Raw genomic sequence first — 354 nt, 5'->3', positions numbered from 1 at the left:
ACGCGTCGCGCTGCGCTCGTGTAGCGTCGCGCTCAGACGCAGCATTTCCAAGCACTGCGATTCTTGTGTCACGTTCGCGGACGGCTTGCGCAAGTGCAGCCAACCGCTCCGAGCGCTCGCCGAGCTGCGTGTGCCGGGCGCGCAGCAGATGCACGGCCTTGAGCGCAACATCGGCCTGCTCTTCGGAGAAGCTCTCCTTGGCCCCTGGCAACGCTCGGTCATAGCCGAATGCATCGAAGTCTTCCGCATACATCGCGCGCAGCAATTCGCCGCTTCGCTCGGTGATGAAATCCGGCTGAAAAGGAATGAGGCTCTCGTTCGCCCGATGCACGGCGAACGGATCAGGCAGGTAGC

Annotated in this window: 1 protein-coding gene; it reads right to left on the bottom strand. The window is 63.0% G+C overall.

Annotated elements, in window-relative coordinates; translation table 11 throughout:
• On the bottom strand, positions 1-354 hold a 354-nt coding region (locus SB717_RS34250; RefSeq protein WP_410907290.1), incomplete at both ends, for a hypothetical protein.

It is taken from the genome of Priestia sp. SIMBA_032, assembly GCF_046535215.1.
GTDB lineage: Bacteria > Bacillota > Bacilli > Bacillales > Bacillaceae_H > Priestia > Priestia aryabhattai.
The sequence above is the reverse complement of the archived record's forward strand: the minus strand, read 5'-3'. Positions and strand labels throughout refer to the sequence as shown.